Origin of the sequence: Agromyces sp. SYSU T00194, assembly GCF_040496035.1 — a bacterium.
GTDB classification, from domain to species: domain Bacteria; phylum Actinomycetota; class Actinomycetes; order Actinomycetales; family Microbacteriaceae; genus Agromyces; species Agromyces chitinivorans.
The window spans coordinates 1,702,406-1,716,739 of record NZ_JBEPJZ010000001.1; the positions used below are offsets into that span (position 1 = coordinate 1,702,406).

Annotated in this window: 13 protein-coding genes; 7 read left to right on the forward strand and 6 right to left on the reverse strand. The window is 69.8% G+C overall.

Annotation, left to right across the window (positions count from 1 at the left end):
* Position 1 precedes the first annotated feature (1 nt).
* From ABZK10_RS07865 to ABZK10_RS07880, 4 genes are all read right to left on the reverse strand, one after another.
* Positions 2-856, reverse strand: coding sequence for an ABC transporter permease (locus ABZK10_RS07865; RefSeq protein WP_353808629.1), 855 nt, complete (start codon positions 854-856; stop codon positions 2-4).
* Positions 853-1,626: an ABC transporter ATP-binding protein gene (locus tag ABZK10_RS07870; RefSeq protein ID WP_353808630.1), complete on the reverse strand. Its 774-nt coding sequence runs from the start codon at positions 1,624-1,626 to the stop codon at positions 853-855. Before ABZK10_RS07870 ends, ABZK10_RS07865 begins: the two co-directional genes overlap by 4 nt.
* 65 nt (positions 1,627-1,691) lie before the next feature.
* Positions 1,692-2,771, reverse strand: coding sequence for an ABC transporter substrate-binding protein (locus tag ABZK10_RS07875; protein WP_353808631.1), 1,080 nt, complete (start codon positions 2,769-2,771; stop codon positions 1,692-1,694).
* 144 nt (positions 2,772-2,915) lie between these two features.
* The gene (locus ABZK10_RS07880) at positions 2,916-3,584 is read right to left on the reverse strand and encodes a GntR family transcriptional regulator (RefSeq protein WP_353808632.1); all 669 of its coding nucleotides are present in this window, start codon (positions 3,582-3,584) and stop codon (positions 2,916-2,918) included.
* Between the two features lie 193 nt (positions 3,585-3,777).
* Between ABZK10_RS07880 and ABZK10_RS07885 the strand changes: the two genes are divergently transcribed.
* From ABZK10_RS07885 to ABZK10_RS07910, 6 genes are read left to right on the forward strand one after another with little or no spacing between them, the layout of a single operon-like run.
* Positions 3,778-4,986 carry a M20 family metallopeptidase gene (locus tag ABZK10_RS07885; RefSeq protein WP_353808633.1) on the forward strand — a complete coding sequence of 403 codons (1,209 nt, stop codon included), beginning with the start codon at positions 3,778-3,780 and terminating at the stop codon, positions 4,984-4,986.
* Between the two features lie 29 nt (positions 4,987-5,015).
* Positions 5,016-6,023, forward strand: a complete 1,008-nt coding sequence (locus tag ABZK10_RS07890) for an LLM class flavin-dependent oxidoreductase (RefSeq protein WP_353808634.1) — start codon at positions 5,016-5,018, stop codon at positions 6,021-6,023.
* A complete protein-coding gene (locus ABZK10_RS07895) occupies positions 6,020-7,018 on the forward strand; it encodes a 2,5-dihydroxypyridine 5,6-dioxygenase NicX family protein (RefSeq protein ID WP_495525222.1) in 999 nt (332 codons plus the stop codon). Before ABZK10_RS07890 ends, ABZK10_RS07895 begins: the two co-directional genes overlap by 4 nt.
* Positions 7,019-7,028: 10 nt before the next feature.
* The gene (locus tag ABZK10_RS07900) at positions 7,029-8,120 is read left to right on the forward strand and encodes a pyridoxal phosphate-dependent aminotransferase (protein WP_353808636.1); all 1,092 of its coding nucleotides are present in this window, start codon (positions 7,029-7,031) and stop codon (positions 8,118-8,120) included.
* Positions 8,117-9,556 (forward strand): amidase, encoded by a 1,440-nt coding sequence (locus ABZK10_RS07905; protein ID WP_353808637.1) that lies wholly within the window; start codon positions 8,117-8,119, stop codon positions 9,554-9,556. Before ABZK10_RS07900 ends, ABZK10_RS07905 begins: the two co-directional genes overlap by 4 nt.
* A 39-nt stretch (positions 9,557-9,595) precedes the next feature.
* Positions 9,596-10,867: a cation:proton antiporter gene (locus ABZK10_RS07910; RefSeq protein WP_353808638.1), complete on the forward strand. Its 1,272-nt coding sequence runs from the start codon at positions 9,596-9,598 to the stop codon at positions 10,865-10,867.
* Here ABZK10_RS07910 and ABZK10_RS07915 read toward each other — a convergent pair.
* Positions 10,858-12,162, reverse strand: coding sequence for a HupE/UreJ family protein (locus ABZK10_RS07915; RefSeq protein ID WP_353808639.1), 1,305 nt, complete (start codon positions 12,160-12,162; stop codon positions 10,858-10,860). The genes ABZK10_RS07910 and ABZK10_RS07915 overlap by 10 nt on opposite strands.
* Positions 12,162-13,304, reverse strand: coding sequence for a DUF3500 domain-containing protein (locus ABZK10_RS07920; RefSeq protein ID WP_353808640.1), 1,143 nt, complete (start codon positions 13,302-13,304; stop codon positions 12,162-12,164). The genes ABZK10_RS07915 and ABZK10_RS07920 overlap by 1 nt, the downstream gene beginning before the upstream one ends.
* Before the next feature lie 129 nt (positions 13,305-13,433).
* Here ABZK10_RS07920 and ABZK10_RS07925 point away from each other — a divergent pair, with 129 nt between their 5' ends.
* The gene (locus ABZK10_RS07925; RefSeq protein WP_353808641.1) at positions 13,434-14,321 is read left to right on the forward strand and encodes an aldo/keto reductase; all 888 of its coding nucleotides are present in this window, start codon (positions 13,434-13,436) and stop codon (positions 14,319-14,321) included.
* Positions 14,322-14,334 lie beyond the last annotated feature (13 nt).

Below are 14,334 nucleotides of genomic sequence, written 5' to 3' on the forward strand. Positions count from 1 at the left end.
CCTAGAGCTCTTGGTCCCGCCAGAAGACGATGCGGCGGTCGATCCACTCCATTAGCCCATACAGCAGGAGCCCGATGACCATCAACACGAAGATGGTTGCGAACCCCTCAGCGACGTTCAGCTGGAAGTTGTAGGTCTTGATCAGGACGCCCATTCCGTCGTTCGCGCCGACGAACTCCGCGACGATCGCGCCCGTGAGGGCGAGTGTCATCGCGGTCTTGAGCCCGGCGAAGAAGTACGGGAGCGATGCCGGCAGGCTCAGCGTTCGGTACAGCTGCCAGCGGGTCGCCCCCATGCTTCGCATCAGGAGTCTCGCATCCCGATCCACGGTCTCCATACCGACGACGATCGAGATGAGCAGCGGGAAGAAGCAGATGGTCGCCGCCATTATCACCTTCGACATCATCCCAAACCCGAACCACACGAGGAACAGCGGCGCCAGCGCGACCCGCGGCGTGTTCTGGAACGCCACGACGATCGGATAGAGCATGCGTCGAATCGTGACCGAGAGGCTCATCGCCATGCCGAGCAGCCAGGCGATGCCGCACCCGATGAGGAAGCCGTAGACCGTCTCCAGCACGGTGACCGACGTCGCTTCCCAGAAGTAGGCCTCCTGCATGATGTCGAACAGCGCGATCGCGATCGCGCTCGGGGCGGGGAGGATGATCTCGCTGACGAGGCCGGCGGCGCTCGCTGCTTCCCAGGCGGCGAGCACGGTGGCGACGACCACGCTGGGCAGCACGATCGAGGCGAATGCGGCTCGTCGCCTCCTGCGTGCCTGGTTCGCCCCGAGCGACGCAGGGGGCCCCTCGGGGGCACTCGTGCCCGTGGGCGAGGTGAGGTCAGCGGAGGTCATCGGGTCGCCCCTTCGTGTGAGAACAGCAGATCGCGGATCGACGCGGTGAGCTCCGATGCCCGGCGGAGCTCGAGCGTCTCCCGCGTGCGGGGGCGGGGAAGGTCGATGTCCACGACGTCGAGCACCTCACCGGGGTGCGGCTTCAGCACGACGACCCGGTCGCTCAGCAGCACCGACTCGGCGATGTTGTGGGTGACGTAGACGGCCGTCCTGCCCATGCGGGCATGGATCTCGGACAGTTCGAGCGTCAGCTTCTCGCGATTGAACTCGTCGAGTGCCGAGAAGGGTTCGTCGAGCAGCATGATGTCCGGGTCGAGCACGAGGAGCCGGGCGAGGCTCGCACGCTGCTGCATCCCGCCTGAGAGCTCCCACCCGTACTTGTCGGTGAACGCGCCCAGGCCGACGAGCTGGAGCACCTCGTCCGCGCGCCGCCGGGCAGTCCGCATGTCGCCACCCATGATCTGGATCGGCATCAGGACGTTGGAGCGCACCGTCCGCCAGGGGAGCAGCACCGGCGACTGGAGCATGATGCCCACGTCCTTGCGCCCGGGATGCGGGGGAGTACCTCCGACCGAGACCGTGCCCAGCTCGTAGTCCTCCAGGCCCGCGATGATCTTGAGCAGCGTCGACTTCCCGCATCCGCTCGGTCCCACGAACGAGACGAACTCACCGGGTCGGATGTCGACATCGATCGATCGGAGCGCCTCGATCGGGCCCTTGCGCGTCGTGTACCACTTGCCGACGTCGTGAATCGAAATTGTGGAATCCATGAACACGGCTCCTCTCCGGTTGTCGGCGGGGGCCGCCGCGGGAAGCGGCGGCCCCCGGTCTGGTGCTAGTTCTGCTCCGCGAGGCGGATGCGCGCGTCGGTCGACAGGGTCGGCGTCGAGAAGTCGTTGATCGCCTCGATCGCGTCGTTCGGGAAGATCGCGTCGAAGTCGATCGCCTCGTCACCCAGCGCGCTCCCTGCCAGAACCGAGGCCTGCAGCTCGAGCACGTCGTGGTCGAATTCGCCCATCGCCAGGCCCTCCCGCGGCTGGACGCCATCCAGGGTCGCGTCCAGGTACGCCCGAGCCGTCGCCATGTCCTCGCACTCCTCCGGCACGTAGCTGCAACCGATCTCGAGCGCGAGTTCGGGGTCGTTCAGTGCGTCGATCGTCCCACGCGTCCAGGCGCGGACGATTTTGATGAACGTGGCCTTGTCCTCGTCGGTCGCGTCGGTGGCGAGGACGAAGGAGTTGGCGGGGAGGCCGCGGAACTCGTCGGGAAGGATGTTCGCGAAGGTCAGCCCGGATGCCTCGACAGCCGCGAGGTCGTTGGTGAATCCCGCGTATGCGGCGATCTGTCCGGTCTCCAGCGCGTTGTACACGGCGGGACCGCCCGGGCCGACGGCCGGGGTGTCGACGCCCGAAAGGCCCGCGGCCTCGAGGACCGCGTTCACGAGGGCGACCTCGCCGCCGCCGGGATCGGTGATGCCCAGCGCCTTGCCCTCGAGGTCCTCGACCGACTCGACGCCTCCACCGACCGGCGCGCCGATGAGGATGATGTCGCGATCGTGCTCGGCGAGCGCCTCGAGCTCATATCCCTGGGACGCTGCGATCTCGGTCGCCTCGGTGTTGGCGAGGCCGAACGGGATGTTCCCTGCAATCAGCTGCTGGACGACGAACGTGCCGCCCTCGCTGGCGATCGGCTCGAGCTCGATACCCTCCTCTGCGAAGTAGCCGTTCTCCTGCGCCATGATCTCGCCGATGAACGCGAGCGAACGCTGGTAGCTCAGCATGAGTTCGACGCTCTGCAACTCCTCGCCGTCAGCGGCGGTGTCGGCCGTCGTGCCGGCGCAGCCGCTGAGTGCGACGACGACTGCGGCCGTCCCGAGTGCCGCGGAACCGAGCCTTGCGGAATGTGTCTTGCGCATCTTGCCTCCGAGTCGTTGAAAGTGAGATTTCAGATCTCAGATCAAAATACGCATCTCGAGGACGCGCTCGGTGGGAGTTCACGAGACCGTTACACAGCTGGCGTGCTTGTTTCCCGGCGCGAAACACGCGCTGCCCGATACGTCTCAGAAGCCCATGCTGGCGAAGGTGTGCGCGCTGACGTCCGCCAGGTGCTCGCGGAGTCGCGCGACAGCGGCCTCCGGCTGCTGGTCCCGGATCGCATCGATGATCGGCTCATGCTGAGCGAGGGAGGCGAGGATCACGGACTCCGTGAGCTCGATGCGCCCGACGCGGGCCAGGTGCGCCATGACGCGCCGGAGCACGTCTGCGAGCAGCACGTTCCCCTCGATCTGCCGGAGCAGGATCTCGTCGAACGCGTCCAGCTGGGCCGCTGCCGCGCCGATGTCCCCGTCGCCGAGCGCCTTCCGCGCGCGATAGACCGTCTCGGTGAGCTCCGCGGCAATGGAGCGCGCAGCTCCCTTGCGGCCGGATGCGGCGCGCCGGACGCACTCGGCCTCGAGGATCTCGCGGGCCTCGTGGATGGCGTGCAGGGACGCGGCGTCGTAGACGCTCGCGCGAGCACCCCGGTACGGGGCCATCTCGACCAGTCCGTCCTGCTGGAGTCGGACCAGCGCCTCACGAATCGGCGTCTTGCTGACGCCGAACATCTCCGTGAGGCGCGCCTCGCGGAGCGGCTCTCCGGGTGCGAACTCCTGGGTGATCAGCGCGCTGCGCAGGCGCTCGTACACGAGGTCCTTCACCTGTTGCGGCGCGACCGGGTCGACGATGTGCATGCTGCTCCGTCCTGGGTCTCAGTGGAGTTGCGATCAGATCGCAGATATTCCCTATCTCATCGTGCTGTGCGCGATGGGCTGCGCGCCCGATACGGCTGCCGCTGCCTCGTAACAAGGAGTTTACGTGGGGGAGGGTCCATCGCAAGCGGTGATGAATAAGATCTCAGATATCAAGTCGAACGAAGGACGATTCATGGGCACTGTACTCGACGCAGACATCACCGAGCGGGTCTCGGCGCACATCGACACCGATCGACTGGTGCGGCTCGTGCGGGAGGTCTGTCGCATCCCGAGCGTGCTCGGTGACGAGGGCCCGCTCGCCGCGTACCTCGCCGACGTGATGCGCGAGTCGGGGTTCGCCGGTGTGGAATTGCAGCCCGTCCTCCCCGATCGTCCCAACGCGATCGGGCACCTCGACTTGGGAGACGGCGAGCCCGGTCGGACCGTCGTGCTCACGGGCCACATGGACACCAAGCCCGTCTCGCACGGGTGGACGCGTACCGACCCGTTCTCGGGCGAGGTGATCGATGGTGCGGTCTATGGACACGGGATCATGGACATGAAGGCGGCGCTGGTCTGCCAGATCGTGGCCGCCGAGGCGGTTCGCGCGGCGGGACTTGCGGTGCGCGGACGCGTCGCGATCGCCGCGGTCTCCGACCACATGGGCGATCAGCTCGGCTCGATCGAGTACTTCAAGTCGCACTCGGCAGACCTCTGCGTGCTCGGCGAGCTCTCCGACAACGAGATCTTCCTAGGCCACCGCGGCCGCTACTACTTCGACATCATCGTGCGGGGGGTCTCCGCGCACACCTGTCACAAGCCGCTCGCCGTCAATGCCAACATGCTGGCCGCCCACGCGATCATCGAGCTCGACCGATCGCGGCTCACGCCGGTGCTCGAGGACTGGGTCGTCCAGCTGTTCGGCCCGGAGACGTACATGGCCCCGGGACGCGTCTACGGCGGCCTGCCGCCGGGCGGACCGTCGATGATCCCGGACGAGTGCGTCATCCGGGTCGATTGCCGCCCCCAACCCGGCGTGACGACCGACCAGGTGCGCGCAGAGATCGAGGAGTGCCTCGCCCGAGCGAAGGCGAACGAGCCCCGCTTCGAGGCCGAGGTCGTGCTCGCCGACGTCAAGTCCGGGTACCTCGCCGGTCCCGACGACGAGGTCACGGGGCTCATGCGGCGCGCCCTGGGCTCGGTTCGCGGGGAGGAACCGGAACTGCAGGCCGCGGGATGGCTCGGGGACACCGCGAGCTTCGGTGCCGATGTCCCGACGATCATCTTCGGGCCGGGGGGCGAGCCCGTGTACTGTCCCGACGAGCACCTCTCCATCGAGGACATCGTCGAGGCGACACGCGTGTACGCGACGTTCACCGCGCTGGCACTCGCCGATCGCTGAGTGCACGGACGCAATGAGGGAGTGAGCATATGCGAACCGGAGTAGCCCTGCAGCCGGTCTATCCGTCCGCCGAGTTCGGCGACATGGTCGAACGCATCGAAGGCCTGGGATTCGACGAGTTCTGGTTGACGGACTCGTCGCTGCACTCGCGGTACAGCTACATGTACCTCACGATCGCCGCGCTGAGGTCGAGTCGGATGTCGGTCGGCACCGCGGTCACCAACCCGGTGACGCGGCACCCTGCACTGGGTGCGGTCGCAGCGGCGACGCTCTCGGAGATCTCGGTGGGCCGGGCGATCCACGGGATCGGTGCGGGCGACCGTCCGCTGCATGCCCTCGGGGCATCGCCCGCGCGGCTCGGCGAGCTCGAGGACGCGATCATCGCAGCGCGACGGCTCTGGACCGGTGAACCCGTGACCTGGGAGGCTCGTGGATTCACGCTGGACGACGCGCACCTTCGCTATGACGTGCCCGCCTCGATTCCCGTCTATGTCTCTGCGAGCGGCCCGAAGACGCTGGAGATGGCCGGACGTCTGGCCGACGGGGTGATCCTGCTGGCGGGACTGCATCCGGACGGCATCGAGTACGCCCTCCGTCACATCGATCGGGGGGCCGAGCTCGCCGGTCGTGAGTCACGTCCGAGGATCTCGGTGTTCGCCTACGGCGCGATCGACGAAGACGAGGACACCGCCCTGGAGGCCGCCCGGACGATCGCGGCGTGGTTCCCGCAGACCGCACCGGTGTACTGCGAACTCGCGGGCCTCGCGCCCGAGCTGATCGCACGGGTGCGTTCGATGTACGCCGGCGGCGAGTTCCAGGAGGCCGCTGCTGCCGCTCGGCTGCTCCCGGACGAGTTCGTGCACCGGATGGCGCTGGCAGGTGGGCGGTCGCGGGCTCGCGAACACGTCGAGACGCTCGCCGGCGTCGGCGTCGACAGCATGACGGTCTTCCCGATCGGTGGCGACGCGGACTCCCGCATGCACACCGTCGCCGAGTTCGCCGACGTTGTCCGCCAGGTGCGGGGAGGTGGCGAGTGATCGCGAGCACGCTCCCGGATCGAACGGTCGCCCGGGCGCTCGACACGTGCCTCGGCCTCCGCCGCGGCGAACGGGTGATGCTGCTCACGGACGCGCTCACCGATGTCGTCGTCGTCGCTGGACTCGTCTCCGGAATCGAGGAGCGCGGAGCGATCCCGCTGGTGCGCACGCTTCCGGTCTTCCCGGTGCCCGGGAGCGAGCCCGCCCCCGTGATCGCCGAGGAGTTGGCCGCGGTGGACTGCGGCATCGAACTGACCTCGACGTTCATCGGCTCGAGCGAGGCGCGTCGTCACGCCTCGGCTGCAGGGACGCGCTACCTGTGCATGCCGGCGGTGATCGCGGACACGTTCCGCCTGGGCGGACCCTTCGACGTCGATTTCGACGCCCTTGCGGAGACGACGCGGCAGCTTGCGCGCGCGTGGGAGGAGGCGTCCACCTATCGCATCCAGACGCCGGCCGGGACCGACCTCTCGGGCTCGGTCCAAGGTCGTGCCGGACGAGCGCTGACGGGCGTCGCCCGGAATCCGGGCGACTACATGGCTCCCCCCGACATCGAGTCGGGCACCGCGCCGGTCGAGGGATCCAGTTCGGGCCTCGTGGTCATCGACGCCGACTTCCTGTTCATGGGGCCGGGTCCGGTCCGGTCGCCGGCGGCCCTCCACCTTCGCGACGGCGTACTCGTCTCGACCGACGGCGACGAGGCCGAGCGCCTGACGGAGATGATCGCTCGTTGCGACGATCCGCGGATGACCAACCTCGCGGAGGTATCCGTCGGGTTGAACCCGCAGGGGTCGGTCTGCGGCGTGCCCATGGAGACCGAATCCAGCCTCGGCAGTGCCCACATCGCGTTCGGCAATTCACTCGCGTACGGAGGCACGGTCGGAGCGGTCGCGCACCTGGACTGCGTGATGAAGGACGCCACGATCTCGCTCGACGGCGTGCCGCGGATCGTCGGTGGGCGACTGATCGACGACAGTGCGCGCACGCGCAAGTAGGAGGAACGCCATGGCAGCCGACTTCGAGGGACTCCTCGCCCGGACGGGCCTCGCCTGGATGGGGCAGAACACGACGCATCTGGAGTCGCCCGCGGTAGTGGTCGAGGCGATCGAGAGGTCCGTGCGCGATCGGGAATATCAGGTCTATGCTCCCCCGAGCGGTTTCGGCGAGCTCCGGGACCTGATCATCGAGGATCTCGGCCTCACCGGTACCGGGCACGGGGCCTGGATCACCGACGGGGCCGTCGCGGGCCTGCACCAGATCTGCGCAGTGCTCGCACCCGAACTCGACCGGCTGGTCACGACGGATCCCGGCTGGCCGTGGCCGGGTCGGTTCGTCGGTCGCACCGGGGTACCCGTCGCCGCACTCGATGTCTACGAGAATCCATCGCGGACGCTCGACGTGGCGCAGCTCGCTGCAGCGATCGGCCCCGCTTCGCTCATCTACCTCGTGGACCCGCTCAATCCACTCGGCAGTCGATACACGCGCGAGGAGCTCGAGCAGATTGTGGCCGTCGTCCGGAAAGCGGGGGCGTACATCGTGCACGACTGCACCTACCGCCACTTCGCTGAGGGGCACTCGCTGGTCGCGGAGCTGTATCCGGAGCGGACGTTCACGACGTACAGCTTCTCGAAGTGGCTCGGCCTCGCCGGGATGCGACTGGGCGCGGTCGTCGCGCAGACCGATCTACTGGCACGCATCATGCGCGTCCCCGCCAACCCGTTGGGTTCCTCGATCGTCGGCCAGCGCGCCGCGATCGCCGGACTCCGGGAGCGCGGTCCCTGGCTCGACGAACTGCGGGCGGTGAACGCGTCGAACCGTCGCCTCGTCGAGGACGTGGTCGCGGAGTCGGCATTCGGTACCGTGGTCGTCGCTCCGTCGCACGGCAACTTCGTCGCCGTCGATGTGCGCGAAACCGGCCTGCACAGCGAGGCCGTCTGCGACGCGCTCCTCGAGCGCGACGTGTTCATCCGACCCGGCACCTACCAGTCCGCGCACTTCGGGGAGCGTTTCGTCAAGGTCAGCACGTCGGTACCGATCGAGTGGGGCGACCGCTTCGCGGACGCCTGGCGGGATCTCGCGGAGCGGACGCAACGATGAACCTCGGCGGACGCTACCGGCAGCTGGACGAGCCCGCATACTGCGACTCGACCGGGCTCGACCTGGGGCGCGGTGTCGCCGACGGTTCGCTGTCGCCGGTCCAACTCGCAGAACTCGCGCTGGACGTCGCGCGGCGGCAGGAGGCATTCGTCAACGCATACGCGGGCTTCCGAGCCGAGGCTGCGATCGCCGAAGCGACGCGCCTCGAGTCCGAGGCGCGCAGCGGCTTCCTGCGCAGCGCGCTCCACGGCGTGCCGATCGCGTCGAAGGACAACATGTACATCGTCGGCGAGCCGGCACGGAAAGGGTCGCGGACCACGACGTCGCAGCTTGCGACGACGGCCTCGCCGATGGTGGATCGCCTGGTCGAGGCCGGAGCGGTGATCATCGGCCGGACCACGACACCCGAGTTCGGATGGAAGGGGACCGGAACCTCGCCGCTCACCGGTGTGACTCGGAACCCGTGGGACCCGTCGCGCACGAGTGGAGGATCATCGGCCGGGTCCGGGGCCACGGTCGGCGCCGGCGCCGTGCCGATCGCCACAGGCTCCGACGCAGGAGGTTCCGTGCGCATCCCTGCCGCGTTCTGCGGCGTCGTCGGCCTGAAACCCACGCTCAGTGCGATTCCGGTGTGGCCCGGAACCGTCAACGAGTCCTTGTCGCACGCGGGCGTGTTGAGCCGCTCGATCCGGGACGCGCGCGAAGTCCTCCGGATCACCCGCGGTCCGGATGATCGTGATCCACAGTCGGCGTTCTGCGCACCGGTTCCGCTTCCCGGCGGACGGGCGTGGCGCATCGGAGTCGTGCGCGAACCCTGGGGCATCGCTCCGGACGCCGACGTGGCGACGCGGCTGGCACCGGTGTTCGATGCGTTGCCGGACGCCGGTATCGGGGTCGTCGAAGAGGTCGCACTCGACATGCCCGTGCCGCGAGCGATCTTCGAGGCGCTCTGGGTGACGGGTCGAGGACTCGGCTTCGCCGATCTCGTGCGGGCGCGATCGGAGGAGATGGACCCCGGGCTCGCCAGGCTCACCGGACTCGCCGAGCAGTACGCGCTGTCGGAGTTCCTCGGTGCGCTCTCGGCGCGGCGCGAGTTCAACGCCTCCATCTTCGAGATGTTCTCCACGTACGACGTACTGGTGATGCCGACCATGCCGCTGACCCCGTTCGATGCCGATGCCGAGGTTCCACCCGGCGGCGAGGTGGAGGCCCCGCTGCCCTGGGTCACCTGGACCCCGTACACCTACCCGTTCAACATCTCCGGCCAGCCCGCGGTCAGTGTTCCGGTCGACTTGGCGGAGGATCGGCTACCCGTTGCGTTGCAGGTGGTCGGGCCGTGGGCGGCGGACGAGCTCGTGCTCGCCGTGGCCGAACGACTGGAACGGATCGTCGCCCCGACCATCCGGAGGCGGACCGGGGCGGGCGCCGCTCGGTAGCATGAGCCCGACGGCGCGTTCGAGCGGGCGGGGGTCGAGATGATCGCGGTGATCGTCGTGCTGGTGGCCATCATCGCCTGGAGCGCCCTGTCGAAGGTGCTCGATCGGCGCGGCGTGACGCCCGCGCTGTTCCTCGCGGCCGTGGGGCTCGCCGTCGGGCTGTTCGGTCCGGGGGTCTCCGACATCCGGCTCGAGGTCGCCGTGGCCGAGCGCGTCGCCGAGATCGCGCTCGTGCTGCTGCTGTTCAGCGACGCCACGCGCCTCGACCTGCATGCGCTGCGCCACCAGCTCAACTGGCCGAGCCGCCTGCTGCTCATCGGGCTGCCGCTCACCATGCTGGCCGGGGTCGGCGTGGGCGTGCTCGTCTTCCCGGGCATGGCCCTCGCCTCGGTCGTGCTGCTGGCGGTGATGCTCGCGCCGACCGACGCCGCGCTCGGCCAGAAGGTGGTGACGGATGCCTCGGTGCCGCCGCGCGTGCGGCAGGCGCTCGACGTCGAGAGCGGCCTGAACGACGGGCTCGCGGTGCCGTTCTTCCTCGTCGCGCTGTCGATCGCGAACGCCGAGATCGACTCGGGCGTCGCGGGCGCGATCGTCGGCAGCATGGGAGCGCAGATCGGCTGGGGCCTCGCCGCGGGCCTCGCGGCCGGGCTGGGCGGTGGCGCGCTGTTCCGCATCGCCGACGATCGCGGATGGATCACGAAGGACTGGCGACAGGTGCTGCCGCTGGCATCCGCCCTGCTCGCCTTCGCGGTCGCCGACGTGCTCGGCGGCAGCGGCTTCATCGCCGCGTTCGTCGGCGGGATCGTCTTCGGGCGCATCGCGGGACCCGCGCGCTCGGTCGTCAGCCTGTTCACCGAGGAGGCCGGCGAGCTCGCCGCCGCGGTCACCTGGATCGCCTTCGGTGCGCTGGCGCTCACCGCCGCGCTGCCGTTCGTGACCTGGCAGGTGATGCTCTACGCGGTGCTGAGCCTCACCATCGTGCGGATGCTCCCGGTCGCCATCGCGCTCGCGGGACGGCGGATCCGGCGCCCGACCGTCTGGTTCATCGGCTGGTTCGGGCCGCGCGGCCTCGCGTCGCTGGTGTTCGTGCTGATCGCCGTCGAGGAGGGGGTGCCCGACCAGGAGGTCGTGCTCACGACCGTGCTCGTCACGGTCGCGCTGAGCATCCTGCTGCACGGGCTGAGCTCCGTGCCGCTGGTCGCGCGGTACCAGAGCTGGTGGGAGGCGCACCGCGCCGGGGACCCGAACGCCGGCGAGTCGGTCGACACGGCGATGCCGCGCGCGCGGCGCGAACTGCCCCCTCAGGAGTGAGCGAACCCACGGTCCGCGGGTGAAGGCGCGACGGCGCGCCGGGCGAGCACGCCGAGCGCTGCGACCCAGAGCGCGCCGGCGATCCACGGCGACGCCGGGCCGATCGCGTCGGCGGCCGCGCCGACGAGGTTCGGGACGCCGGCGCGATCGAGGAGCCAGCCCGCCGCGGCGGCGACGGCTGCGGCTGCGGCACCCACACGCAGTGGCGCGTAGGCGCGCGTGCCCGCCAGCACCACGAGGGGAGGGAGGACCACGACGACCACGACGAGCTGCATCAGCTCGATGCCGAGGTTGAAGCCCGCGAGGCTCAGCGCGAGCTGCCCGCCGGAGAGGTCGAGGGCGGCCAGCGTCGCCGAGAACGCCATGCCGTGGACGAGTCCGAAGCTGCCGGCGACCACGACCTCCCGGCCGGGGAAGAGCGGGCGGATCGCGTGGACGGCGGCGACCAGGATGCTCGCGGCGATGAGCACCTCGACCGGCTGCTGCGCCACCGCGAGCCCCAGCGCGCCGAGCGCGAGCGTGATCGAGTGCCCGATCGTGAAGGCCAGCGTGATCGCCGCGATGCGGCGCACCGCGGTGCGCGTCGGCGCAGTCCGGCGCCAGCGCCCGCCCGCGGCCAGCAGTGGGGCGGGCAGCAGCAGGGTGAGGAGGAACAGCTGGTGGTCGGTGCCCTTCGCGATGTGCGAGACGCCCAGCCCGAGCATCCCCGCGAACCCCTGCCACCAGCTGCCGTCGTCCAGGTCGATCGCCAGCGGCGAGACGCCGCCGGTCACCGTGTCCGCCGAGATCGTGCCGAGGTCGCGCGCGGACTCCAGCTCGCCGGCGGCCCAGTCGCTGTGCAGGATCACCGAGACGTCGGCGGTCACGACCTGGTGGACGATCGCGTCGTACTCGAGGGTGAACGCGCGCACCTCCGAGGCATCCGCCGGTGTCAGCAGCACCGTCGCGGTGACCGTGTCGAATGCGCCCGTGCCCCACTGCTCGGTGCTGCCCAGTTCGACGGCCGTGGCGTCGACCGTCCACGCGCCGTCGTCGGAGGCGACGGCGAAGTGGTCCTCGAGGTACGCCTCGAGTGCGGCTGCCTCGGAGTCGTCGAGCACGTCGCCCACGTCGACGCCGCTCGCGGTGGCGAGGTCGGACTCGGGCAGCGTCACGGTCGCGGTGATGTCGGAGTCGTGGACGTCGAGCGCGATGACGGTCGACGGCACCACGTGCGCCGACGCCGCCGGGGCGGGGAGCAGGGCCGCCGCGCCCGCAGCGAGGACTGCGAGCGCGGCGACGACGGATCGGCGCATCAGGAGGTGGTGCCGCCGTAGTCGTTCTGCTTGTCGCGCCAGACCGCGTGCGGGTGCGCACCCGAGAGCACGATGCCGTTCTGCATCGAGAACTCGATCCAGACCGACGGGCCGTCGATGCGGATGTAGTCGCCCTGCTGGTCGACGCCCGTCGTGCCGGAGAACGCGAGGTACGTCTCGTCGAGCTCGCTCTCGTACTCCGCGAGGATGGTGGCGGCATCCGCGTCGTCGACGTCGTCGACGTAGGTCGCGATGGCGGCGAGCAGGAGGTCCTGCTGCTCGTCGGTCAGCTCGGACCCCACCAGCCCCTCGGAGGTCTCCGGGAACGCCCAGTCGTTGCCCGGGCCGAGCAGGATGTCGTTGTACGACGTCGAGAGCTCGGCAGCGGCCAGCTGGTCGTCGTTCAGCGACGCGAGCAGCGCCGCGAACGCCGCCTGCTCCTGCTGCTCCGGCTGGACGGTCTCGCCGTCCTGCTCCACCGTCTGGAAGGGCTCGATGCCGCGGAAGGACGGGGTCGCGCCGGCCAGTGCGCCGTCGACGTACGTGTTCGCGACCGCGAGGTGGTGGCCGCCGAACTGCAGCTCCCAGGTGCCGGAGTCGGACGGGGTGCCGAGGAACGCGATGAAGTAGTTCCCGGCCCCGTAGTCGCTGCCGCCGCCGTTGTCGCCGAGGTAGTCGTCGGCCGCGAGGTGCTGCAGGATCTCGTCGAACCCCTCGTCCTCGCCCGAGCCGGTGACCGCGGCGAGGAGGTCCTCGAGCGCGGCCCACTGCTCGTCGCTCAGGGAGTCGGTCTGGAGGCCGACGCGGCCGCCGCCGGAGCCGCCGCCCGGCCCACCGCTCAGCAGGGCGTCGGGGAGGTTCGACCAGTTGGCCGCGTTCTCGAAGGTGTACTCCTGGAACAGCTCGGCCTGCTGGTCGTCGGAGAGCGTCGCGGCGAAGGCCTCCGCGAGTGCGACCACGTCGCTGCTCGATGCCGTGGACGACGAACTCGAGGAGGAGCTCTCGGATGCGGTCGACTCGGAGGTGGTCTCGTCCGTGCTCGAGCACGCGGCGAGCGTGACGGCGAGCACGAGGGCGCTGGATGCTCCGATCCAGCGCCGCAGGGGCGTTGCGGGCCGCGCGGCGGCCGGTGACGTGTTCATGGCGGGGACGCTACGGGCCGAGTTCAGGCGTCGGCACGGTGTCGCCTATGAGGTTCCTGTGCACCCACGCCGCGCCGGCCGTGACAGGCTGGGCGAGGACCCGTACGACCAGCTCGCCGAGGAGTCGCCATGCAGTACCGCAGCATCGGACCGTTCACCGTCTCGTCGATCGGACTCGGCGCCATGCCGGTGTCGATGAACGAGGACCAGCGGTACCCCACGCGGGAGGAGGCGATCGCCACGGTGCACGCCGCGCTCGACGCCGGCGTCACGTTCATCGACACCGCGGACGTCTACGCCCCCGCCTGGAACGAGATGGGGCACAACGAGCGGATCGTGCGCGACGCGCTGCGCTCTTGGGACGGCGACGCGTCGGGCGTGCTCGTCGCCACGAAGGGCGGCATCACCCGCAGCGCGGGGGAGGTCCGCGGCCGCGACGGCTCGCTCGACTACCTCCGCGGGGCAGTGCATCGGTCGATGGAGGCGCTCGGCGTCGACGTCATCGACCTCTACCAGTACCACCGGCCCGATCGGTGGATGGTCTACGGGGACATCATGCGCAACCTCCTGACGTTGCACGAGGAGGGGCTGATCCGTGCCATCGGCATCTCGAACGCGAGCGTCGAGGAGATCGAGATCGCACAGCAGGTGCTCGGCGACCGTCTCGTGAGCGTGCAGAACGAGTTCTCGCCGAAGCACCCGGGCAGCTACGGCGAGCTGCGCCACTGCGAGCAGGAGGGCATCGCCTTCCTGCCGTGGAGCCCGCTCGGCGGCACCGGCGGCGGGGGTCGCGGCGTGGGGGAGCGGTTCGGCGTGTTCCGCGAGATCGGCGACGCCCACGGGGTGAGCCCGCAGCAGGTCGTGCTGGCGTGGGAGCTCGCGCTCACCCCGGTGCTCGTGCCGATCCCCGGGGCCCGCCGCCCCGAGTCGATCACCGACTCGGCACGCGCCGCGGATCTGCGGCTCACCGGCGACGAGGTCGCCCGCTGCTCCGCGGCGGTCGGCATCGTGGATTGACGGACGGCGTACG